The organism is Streptomyces sp. NPDC007162, from assembly GCF_040634175.1.
Classification (GTDB): Bacteria; Actinomycetota; Actinomycetes; order Streptomycetales; family Streptomycetaceae; genus Streptomyces.
Genome location: NZ_JBEYFC010000374.1, coordinates 1 through 9,127, shown reverse-complemented (window position 1 = coordinate 9,127; position 9,127 = coordinate 1). Strand labels below are relative to the sequence as shown.

The 9,127-nt window shown below is 72.6% G+C and carries 9 protein-coding genes and 2 pseudogenes; 4 read left to right on the top strand and 7 right to left on the bottom strand.

Annotated elements, in window-relative coordinates; genetic code table 11:
* Both ABZ646_RS32845 and ABZ646_RS32840 read right to left on the bottom strand, forming a co-directional pair.
* Nucleotides 1–798 (bottom strand): annotated as a pseudogene (locus tag ABZ646_RS32845) (hypothetical protein); the annotation flags it as partial.
* Complete coding sequence (locus ABZ646_RS32840) at nucleotides 795–1,652, bottom strand: MoxR family ATPase (RefSeq protein ID WP_360527019.1); 858 nt, start codon at nucleotides 1,650–1,652, stop codon at nucleotides 795–797. The gene ABZ646_RS32840 and the pseudogene ABZ646_RS32845, both read right to left, overlap by 4 nt.
* A 135-nt stretch (nucleotides 1,653–1,787) precedes the next feature.
* Here ABZ646_RS32840 and ABZ646_RS32835 point away from each other — a divergent pair, with 135 nt between their 5' ends.
* From ABZ646_RS32835 to ABZ646_RS32820, 4 genes are read left to right on the top strand one after another with little or no spacing between them, the layout of a single operon-like run.
* The gene (locus ABZ646_RS32835; protein WP_360527016.1) at nucleotides 1,788–2,468 is read left to right on the top strand and encodes an ABC transporter permease; all 681 of its coding nucleotides are present in this window, start codon (nucleotides 1,788–1,790) and stop codon (nucleotides 2,466–2,468) included.
* Nucleotides 2,465–3,136 (top strand): ABC transporter permease, encoded by a 672-nt coding sequence (locus ABZ646_RS32830; protein ID WP_360527013.1) that lies wholly within the window; start codon nucleotides 2,465–2,467, stop codon nucleotides 3,134–3,136. Before ABZ646_RS32835 ends, ABZ646_RS32830 begins: the two co-directional genes overlap by 4 nt.
* A complete protein-coding gene (locus tag ABZ646_RS32825) occupies nucleotides 3,133–4,074 on the top strand; it encodes an ABC transporter substrate-binding protein (protein ID WP_360527010.1) in 942 nt (313 codons plus the stop codon). The genes ABZ646_RS32830 and ABZ646_RS32825 overlap by 4 nt, the downstream gene beginning before the upstream one ends.
* Before the next feature lie 56 nt (nucleotides 4,075–4,130).
* A complete protein-coding gene (locus ABZ646_RS32820; protein ID WP_360527006.1) occupies nucleotides 4,131–4,733 on the top strand; it encodes a hypothetical protein in 603 nt (200 codons plus the stop codon).
* Nucleotides 4,734–4,753: 20 nt separating this feature from the next.
* Here the strand turns inward: ABZ646_RS32820 and ABZ646_RS32815 are convergent, their stop codons facing one another.
* The 5 genes and pseudogenes from ABZ646_RS32815 to ABZ646_RS32795 all read right to left on the bottom strand — a co-directional run.
* A complete protein-coding gene (locus ABZ646_RS32815; RefSeq protein WP_360527003.1) occupies nucleotides 4,754–5,908 on the bottom strand; it encodes a betaine/proline/choline family ABC transporter ATP-binding protein in 1,155 nt (384 codons plus the stop codon).
* A 4-nt stretch (nucleotides 5,909–5,912) separates the two neighbouring features.
* Nucleotides 5,913–6,611, bottom strand: coding sequence for a lactate utilization protein C (locus ABZ646_RS32810; RefSeq protein WP_360527000.1), 699 nt, complete (start codon nucleotides 6,609–6,611; stop codon nucleotides 5,913–5,915).
* Complete coding sequence (locus ABZ646_RS32805; RefSeq protein WP_360526997.1) at nucleotides 6,608–8,086, bottom strand: LutB/LldF family L-lactate oxidation iron-sulfur protein; 1,479 nt, start codon at nucleotides 8,084–8,086, stop codon at nucleotides 6,608–6,610. Before ABZ646_RS32805 ends, ABZ646_RS32810 begins: the two co-directional genes overlap by 4 nt.
* Complete coding sequence (locus ABZ646_RS32800; RefSeq protein WP_360526994.1) at nucleotides 8,083–8,838, bottom strand: (Fe-S)-binding protein; 756 nt, start codon at nucleotides 8,836–8,838, stop codon at nucleotides 8,083–8,085. Before ABZ646_RS32800 ends, ABZ646_RS32805 begins: the two co-directional genes overlap by 4 nt.
* Nucleotides 8,839–8,908: 70 nt before the next feature.
* Nucleotides 8,909–9,070, bottom strand: a pseudogene (locus ABZ646_RS32795) (rhamnulokinase); the annotation flags it as partial.
* Nucleotides 9,071–9,127: the final 57 nt, after the last annotated feature.

Sequence of the window (9,127 nt, the reverse complement as noted above, 5' to 3'; positions counted from 1 at the left end):
GCGGCGCACCCTGCGCCGCAGGTCGATCGTGCCCCGTGCGGCCCGGCGGCGGCGCGCGGCCAGCCGGGTCGCCAGCTTCCGGGCCAGCGGCTGGACCGCCCTGCGCAGCTCGGTCAGTTGGTCCCGTCCGGCGAACAGGAAGTCCACCCGGTCGGCGCTCGGTGCCACCGCCCGCCGGGCGATCTCGTCCCGTCCGCGCCGCTCCGCCACCCGGCGTCTTGCCTCCGCCGCGACCATGCCCCTGAACGCCTCGATCCGCCGCCTGATCTCGTCGTCGAGCAACCGGTCCGCGAACCCCGCCCCGTTCCCCTCCCGGGCCCGGACGTCCGCCCGCACCCGCGCCAGCAGCGTCTGCGGCCGCACCCGGTCCAGCGTCTGGTACGACGACCAGCCGTCCGAGCCCGGTGAACTCCCGTACCCGCCGAAGCCGTCCACGGCCCGCGCCGCCAACTGCCTCAGCTGTGCGGTGTCGTCGTCGGCGAGCGCGGCGGCGAGCCGCTCCCGCAGCTCGTCCCGGTCGGTGTCCCCGGTGCCGGGTCCGCCCACCCCGCGCGGGAAGTAGAGGTCGAAGACCTGGTCGAACACGGCCCGTTGGCCGGTGCCGTGCAGCAGTGTCGCGGCCAGCCCCTCGCGCAGCAGCTCCCGTTCGGCCAGGCCCAGCGCCTCGACCGCCCGTCCCGCGTCCACGGTCTCGCCGGTCCCGACCCGCACCCCGTGCGCCCGCAGCGCCCCGACCAGCCCCGTGAGCCGGTCGGCGAGGTCGGCGGAGTCGGTCCGGGCGTCCGCCCCCGCGCTCACAGCGCGTCCAGGTCCAGCTTGGCGGCCGCCTTCTGGATGTCGTCCTGATGCTTGAGGATCACGCCCAGGGAGTCCCGTACGACCTGCTCGTCCAGCGTGTCGGCGCCCAGCGCCAGCAGGGTGCGCGCCCAGTCGATCGTCTCCGCGACCGACGGCACCTTGCGCAGGTCCATCGCGCGCAGCGCCCCGACCACCCGTACGACGGACTCGGTCAGCGTCGCGGTCAGCCCCGGCACCTTCAGCCGTACGATCCGGCGCTCCAGTTCCTCGTCCGGGAACCCGATGTGCAGGAACAGGCAGCGGCGGCGCAGCGCCTCGGACAGCTCACGGCTGGCGTTGGAGGTGAGCACCACGAAGGGGCGGCGGGTCGCGGTGACCGTGCCCAGCTCCGGGACCGTCACCTGGAAGTCGCTCAGCACCTCCAGGAGCAGGCCCTCCACCTCGACGTCGGCCTTGTCGGTCTCGTCGATCAGCAGGACCTTGGGGTCGTCGCCGCGGATCGCGGTGAGCAGCGGACGGGGGAGCAGGAACTCCTCGCTGAAGATGTCGGTGCGGGCCTCGTCCCAGCTCTCGTCCCGGCCCGCACTGATCCGCAGCAGCTGCTTGGCGTGGTTCCACTCGTACAGCGCCCGGGACTCGTCCACGCCCTCGTAGCACTGCAACCGGACCAGCCGGGCCCCGGCGACCTCGGCCACGGCCTTCGCCAGCTCGGTCTTGCCGACCCCGGCGGGTCCCTCGACGAGCAGCGGCTTGCCCAGCCGGTCGGCCAGGAAGACGGTGGTGGCGACCGCGGGGGAGGCGAGGTAGCCGGTTTCCGCGAGGCGCGCGGAGACGTCGTCGACGGAAGTGAACAACGGGGCCTCCGACCTGGGGGCGTAATCTCTGACCCAGCTATCTAAGCGCTTGTTCAGCTCGCGTGCCACCCTCGGCGACCCCGGACGGATCACCACAACGCGCCGAGCCGCTCGCCCCTCCGGTGCAATGGACGCGTGACCGCGCCCCCGGACGACTGCCTCGCACGCAACGAGTGGATCTGCGGCGCCTACCTCTCCAGCCGTCGGCAGATCCTGCTCGACGCGGTGGGCCAGCACCTCCGGCTCACCTTCCTCTCGGTGGCCGTCGGGCTCGTCATCGCCGTGCCGCTGGCCGTACTCGCCCGCCGCTGGCGCTGGGCGTCCGGACCCGTCCTCGGGGTGACGACGATCCTCTACACCATCCCGTCCCTGGCGATGTTCTCGCTGCTCCTGCCCCTGTACGGCCTGTCGGCCACCCTCGTCGTCGCCGGTCTGGTGCTCTACTCGCTCACGCTGCTGGTCCGCAACATCCTCGCGGGCCTGCGCGCCGTCCCCGAGGAGACCCGGCAGGCCGCCCGCGGCCTCGGCTACGGCCCGGTCCGCCTCCTGCTCACCGTCGAACTGCCCCTCGCCCTGCCCGCCGCGATGGCCGGGCTGCGCATCGCCACCGTCTCCGCGGTCTCCCTGGTCACCATCGGGGCGATCGTCGGCTTCGGCGGACTCGGCAACCTGATCTACGCCGGGATGAACACCTACTTCAAGGCCCAGGTGCTCACCGCGTCCGTGCTGTGCGTGGTCATCGCCGTCCTGGCCGACCTGCTGCTGCTCGGCGTGCAGTGGCTGATCACCCCGTGGGCCCGGGCGGCCCGCGCATGAGGACGCTCACCGACGCCTGGGCCTGGCTCACCGACGCCGCGCACTGGGCGGGCGCCGACGGCATCGGGAACCGGCTGCTCCAGCACCTCGTCCTGACCGTCGTCTGCCTGGTCGTCAGCTGCCTGGTCGCCCTCCCGGTCGCGCTGGTCCTCGGCCACCTCGGCAGGGGCGGCGCGCTCGCCGTCAACATCTCCAACGTGGGCCGGGCCGTCCCCACCTTCGCCGTCCTGGTCCTGCTGCTGCTCACCCCGGTCGGACGCTGGGGCGAGGGCCCCACGGTGGTGGCGCTCGTGCTGTTCGCCGTACCGCCCCTGCTCACCAACGCCTACGTCGGCATGCGCGAGGTGGACCGGAGCATCGTGCGGGCGGCACGGGGGATGGGGATGACCGGACGGCAGACGCTCATGCGGGTGGAACTGCCCCTCGCCCTCCCCATGGTCCTCACCGGGGTGCGGATCGCCGCCGTCCAGCTCGTCGCCACCGCCACCATCGCCGCGCTCGCGGGCGGCGGCGGACTCGGCCGGATCATCACGGCCGGCTTCAACCTGGCCAGCACGCCCATGGTGGTCGCCGGGGCGATCCTGGTCGCCGCGTTCGCGCTGGTCGTCGAAGGCGTCTTCGAAGCCGCCGAACGGCTCGCCCCGGTGTGGACGCGGGGCTCGCGGTGAGATGGCGCCCGGCGGGTGCGGCCGCGCTGCTGCTCGCTCTGGCCGCCTGCACCACAGGACCGTCACTGGAGCACCGCGGCGAGGTCACCGCACCCCCGGGCGACAGCCGGCACCTGACCGTCGGCTCCGCCGGATTCACCGAGAGCGACCTGCTCGCCCAGCTGTACGCACAGTTGCTGAACCAGGCCGGCTACCGGACCTCGCTCCTCACCGTCGCCAACCGGGAGATCTACGAACCGGCCCTGGAGTCCGGGCAGATCGACGTCGTCCCCGAGTACGCGGCCACCTTCGCCGACTGGCTCGACGCGAAAGCCGACGGCCCCGGCGCACCGCCCGTCGGCTCCCCGGACCTCGCCACCACGATGAAGGCGCTGCGCCGCCTGGCGACCCCCCGCGGGCTCACCGTCCTCGACCCCGGCAGGGCCGTCGACCAGAACGCCTTCGCGGTGACCGCCGCCTACGCCCGCCGGCACCACCTCAGGACCCTGAGCGACCTCGGCGCCTCGGGACTGAAGGTGCGGCTCGCCGCGGGCGACGAGTGCGTGCAACGGCCGTACTGCGAGCCAGGACTGAAGAAGGTCTACGGCATCGACATCACCGCCGTCGACCCCAAGGGCGTCGGGACCACGCAGGCCAAGCGGGCCGTGCAGAACGGTCAGGACCAGATGGTGCTGACCACGACCACCGACGCCACCCTCGGCCAGTTCGGCCTGGTCCTCCTCGCCGACGACCGGCACTTGCAGAACGCCGACTACGTCGTCCCGGTCGTCAACCGGTCGAGGGCGGGCGGCGAACGGGTGACCAGGGCGCTCGGCGCCCTCAACGACGTCCTGACGACCGCCGATCTGGCCGGCATGAACCGGCAGGTCGACAGCTGGCGGCGGCTCGCCTCGGACGTCGCCCGGACCTGGCTCAGGGACAAGGGCCTGGTGAAGTGAGGGCCGGAACCCGCGTACGCGTATCGATGTCAGTGGCGGGCGGTACGTTGCGGGGCATGGGGATCTATCTGGTGAGTGTCGGTGCGGGGGACTGGTTCGGCGGTGCCGATGACGGTGACGGGGGCGGCCACGGTGCCGTCGCCGCGGCCCTCGACGCGGAGTTGCGGCGCCGCGGTCTCGCGCCGTACACGTCGGTGCCCGAGCAGAGAGGCCTTGTGCGCGGCTCCGGACAGTCGTTCGAGGAGAAGCTGGTACCGCCCATGGACGGGTTCGGCGAGCTGTGCCGCGAGCACCTGTCGGAGCGGGAGTCCGGGCTGCTGCTGACCTGGTCGGTGCTGGTGCCGCTGTCCCTCGACGAGGAGATCCAGCTGCCCGTGGAGAACGCCTACGCCGACGAGACGACGGTCGCCGGCGCACCCCAGGTGCTCGCCCTCGCCGAGCGGATGGCGGCGGCGATCCGGCTTCCCGTCGACGTGATACCCGAGGCCTGCGACAACCTCGACCTGACGATGTGGTTCCTGGAGGGCGCGGCCGAGAAAGCGGTCACCACCCGTCCCGGGCCGTGGGCCGAGGACCTGGACGCCGCCTTCTACGTCGCCCTGTACCTGCGGGCCGCCCAGCACTCCTTGCGCCGCGGCTGCCCGATGACGTACTGCTGACGCCCGCCGGCCGCCGCCGGTCAGGCGTCGGACACCGAGTCGAACGGCACCTGGTCCCGGGTGACCCCGCGCGCGTCCGCGTCCACCGAGCGGCGCAGCGCCTCGTGCAGCCCGGCCGGGGTCAGCACCCCGAGGAAACGCGAGCCGTCCAGGACCGCGACCCATCCGGCGTCGTGCTGGAGCATCACACCGAACGCCTGCTTCAGCGGGGCGCCCACCGGTACCCAGGCGGTCATCCGGTGCACGCGTTCGCTGACCCGGCCGCCCGCCGCCAACTCGTCCAGGCCGACCCAGCCGTGCAGATCGCCGCGCGCGTCGAGGACCACGGCCCACCGGGCACCGTCGTCCCGCATGCGTGCGACGGCACCCTCGGCCGGCTCGTCCAGCCGCACGACCGGCGGCTGCTCCAGGTCGTCCGCCTCGACGTCGGTGACGGACAGCCGTTTCAGCCCGCGGTCGGCCCCCACGAACCCGGCGACGTACGCGGTGGCCGGGGTGCCCAGCACCGCGCCGGGCGTGTCGAACTGCTCGATGCGTCCCTGCCCGTACACCGCGATCCGGTCGCCGAGCCGGACCGCCTCCTCGATGTCGTGCGTGACCAGCAGCACCGTCTTGCGTACCGCGGCCTGCATGCTCAGGAACTCGTCCTGCAACTGCTCCCGCACCACCGGGTCCACGGCGCCGAACGGCTCGTCCATCAGCAGCACCGGCGGGTCGGCGGCCAGCGCCCGCGCCACGCCGACCCGCTGCCGCTGCCCGCCGGAGAGCTGGTCCGGATAGCGCGGCCCGTACGTGCCGGGGTCCAGGCCCACCAGCTCCAGCAACTCGGCGGCGCGCGCCCGGGCCTTCGCCCGTTTCCAGCCGAGCAGAGCCGGGACGGTCGCGGTGTTGTCCAGGATCGTGCGGTGCGGGAACAGGCCCACCTGCTGGATGACATAGCCGATCCGCCGCCGCAGCAGGACCGGATCGGCCTCGGCGATGTCCTGGCCGTCGACGAGGATCCGGCCCGACGTCGGTTCGATGAGCCGGTTGACCATCATCATGGTCGTGGTCTTGCCGCAGCCGGACGGGCCGACCAGCGTCACGAGCTCACCCTCGGCCACCTCGAAGGAGAGGCCGTCCACGGCGGTCGTGCCGTCCGGATACCGCTTGGTGACCTGCTCGAACCGGATCATTCCCTCACGTTAGCCGCGACCCGTCCGGGTCGCGCGCGCCCGCCCCCTCACCGGCCTCGGCACTCGTCCGCCCGCCGGTGACCAGCACCACCTCCAGGGTGCGGGGACCGTGCACCCCCTCGACCCGGTCCAGCTCGATGTCGCTCGTCGCCGACGGCCCGGAGATCCAGGTCAGCGGCCGGGTCGGGTCGAGGCGCCCGAGTGCCTGCGGCACGGAGGAGACGACCTGGTCCGGGACGCGGACGACGCAGATGTGATGGTCGGGGACCAGCGTGATCCGGCGGCGGCCCTGATCCGGGGCGCCGTCCAGCACGATGGTGCCGGTCTCGGCGACGGCCACCGCGCAGCCGGTGACCACGCTCCCGATCCGATCGAGTTCGTACGGGGTGCTTTCGGCGCGGTCCGTGACCTGTTCGGCGTCGGTCGCCGCGAGCCACCCCTGCTCCAGCCCCGACGGCACCACCACCTGCTTCGAACCCCGCTCGGCGAGCAATCGCCCGATCACGGCGGCCAGTTCGCCCTCGGTCGAGCGGTGCACGACGGCCCGGTAGTCCGCCAGGTTCTCGGCGAGCAGTTCCACCGTCTCCTCGACGCTGCGCGCCCCGTGCTCGCGCAGGTACGCCCGCTCGACCGGCGTGTCCTCGCCGTGCACGTCGGCGAGCGCCCGCCGTACCCGGCCCAGGATCCGTTCCCTGCTGCTCACTTGGCGTCACCCTTTCCGCCGTCCGTCCGCTGCCACCAGTCCCGGAACGGCTCCGCCGGTACGGCGGGCAGGTCCCGGGTCCCGCTCCACGCCCGGCCGGGACCCGGCAGCGTACGGGGATGCAGGCGGCGGCTGCGGGACGCGAGCCGCTGGCCGGTGCGCAGGGCGGCCGGGTGCGAGAACGCCCAGCGGGCCGCCCGCATCGCCGCCCGTTCCGCCGCGTGCCCCTTGGCCGGCTTGAGCACCACCTTGTTGCCGCCCCGGACCGCCTCGCCGCCCTCCACCACCCGCTCCCGCAGGTGCACCAGCACCTCGGGGATGTCGATGGCGACCGGACAGACCTCGTAGCAGGCCCCGCACAGAGAGGAGGCGTAAGGCAGTGAGGCGTCGATCTCGCTTGCCGTGCCCCGCAGTTGGGGGCTGAGGATGGCGCCGATCGGGCCCGGGTAGACGGAGCCGTAGGCGTGGCCGCCCGCCCGTTCGTACACCGGGCAGACGTTGAGGCAGGCCGAGCAGCGGATGCAGCGCAGGGCCTGGCGGCCGACCTCGTCGGCGAGGGTGTCGGTGCGGCCGTTGTCGAGGAGGACCAGGTGGAAGGTCTCCGGGCCGTCGCCGTCCGTGGTGCCGGTCCACGTCGACGTGTACGGGTTCATGCGTTCGGCGGTCGAGGACCGGGGGAGGGTCTGGAGGAAGACCTCCAGGTCCTGCCAGGTCGGCACGATCTTCTCGATGCCGACGACGGAGATCAGGGTCTCGGGGAGGGTCAGGCACATCCGTCCGTTGCCCTCGGACTCGACCACGACCATGGTGCCGGTCTCGGCGACCATGAAGTTGGCACCGGAGACGCCGACCTTGGCGCGCAGGAACTTCTCCCGCAGGTGCAGCCGGGCCGCCTCGGCGAGCTCGGCGGGGGTGTCGCTCAGGCCTTCCGGGGCCGGGCGCCCCCACTCGCCCATCTCGCTGCGGAAGATGTCCCTGATCTCACCCCGGTTGCGATGGATCGCCGGGACCAGGATGTGCGAGGGCCGGTCCTTGCCCAACTGGACGATCAGCTCGGCCAGATCGGTCTCGTAGGCCCGGATGCCCTCGGCCTCCAGAGCCTCGTTCAGGCCGATCTCCTGGGTGGCCATCGACTTGACCTTCACGACCTCCGTCTCGCCGGTTGCCCTGACCAGGTCGGCGACGATCCGGTTGGCCTCGTCGGCGTCCGCGGCCCAGTGGACCGTACCGCCCGCGGCCGTCACCGACTCCTCCAACTGGACCAGGTAGCGGTCGAGATGACGGAGCGTGTGGTCCTTGATCCGTTTGCCGGCCTCCCGGAGCTCCGCCCAGTCGGACACCTCGGCGACGGCTCTGGCCCGCTTGGCGCGGATGGTGTGCGTGGCATGGCGCAGATTGCCGCGCAGGGTCGGGTTGTTGACGGCCTCGTGCGCGGCCTTCGGAAAGGCGGGCATCCCCAGATACGTTCCGCTCATACGGCCGGCTCCTCCTCCGTGCTCGCCAGGATCTCCGCGATGTGCACCGGCCGCATCCCGCTGCCGAGCCGGGTCATGGTCCCGCCGATGTGCATCAGGCAGGAGTTGTCGGCCGCGCACAGCACCTCGGCACCCGTCGACTCGGCGTTGCGCACCTTGTCGGTTCCCATCGCCGCCGAGACGTCCGCGTTCTTCAGCGCGAACGTGCCGCCGAAACCGCAGCACTCCTCCGCGCCGGGGAGTTCCACCAACTCCAGCCCCTTGACGGCCTGGAGCAGCCGGCGCGGCCGGTCGCCGAGCCCCAGGCCGCGCAGCCCGTGGCAGGTCGGGTGGTACGTGACCCGGTGCGGGTAGCAGGCCCCGACGTCCGTCACCCCGAGCACGTCCACCAGGAACTCGGTCAGCTCGTACGTCTTCGGCACCACCGGCGCCAGCGCCGCCGCGAGGCCGCTGCCGCGTCCCTCCGCCCGCGCCCGCTCACCCATCCGCGGATACAGCTCCCGCACCATCGCCCCGCACGATCCGGACGGGGTCACGATCGCCTCGTACTCCCCGAAGACATCGGAGAAATGCCGGGCCAGCGGTTCCGTCTCATGGCGATAGCCGGTGTTGTAGTGGGCCTGTCCGCAGCACGTCTGCGCCATCGGGAAGTCGACCTCGACGCCCAGTCTGGTCAGGAGTTTCACCACGGCACGACCGGTGTCCGGGTACAGCGTGTCGTTGACGCAGGTCAGGAACAGGGCGACACGCATCGCGGCTCCTAGGGGTCGATCATCGGATGAGTGCAGAGTAGTGGGCCGGTGCGGGCGGCGGGAGACCCGGTCACCCCGTGGCGAGTCGGGACTCGGCCGCCGCCCACCGGGCGCTGTCGCCGCGGGGGGTGTACCGGGTCAGCGGCTGGGTGCGGGTGAGCAGCCCCCGCAGATCGGCGAGATCGCCGACGAGTCCGTGCGTGCGGGCCTGTACCAGCACGTTGCCCAGGGCCCGGCCAGGGCGTCACCTTCGACGCCTACACCCAGATCATCTCCGCCGACGGCTTCC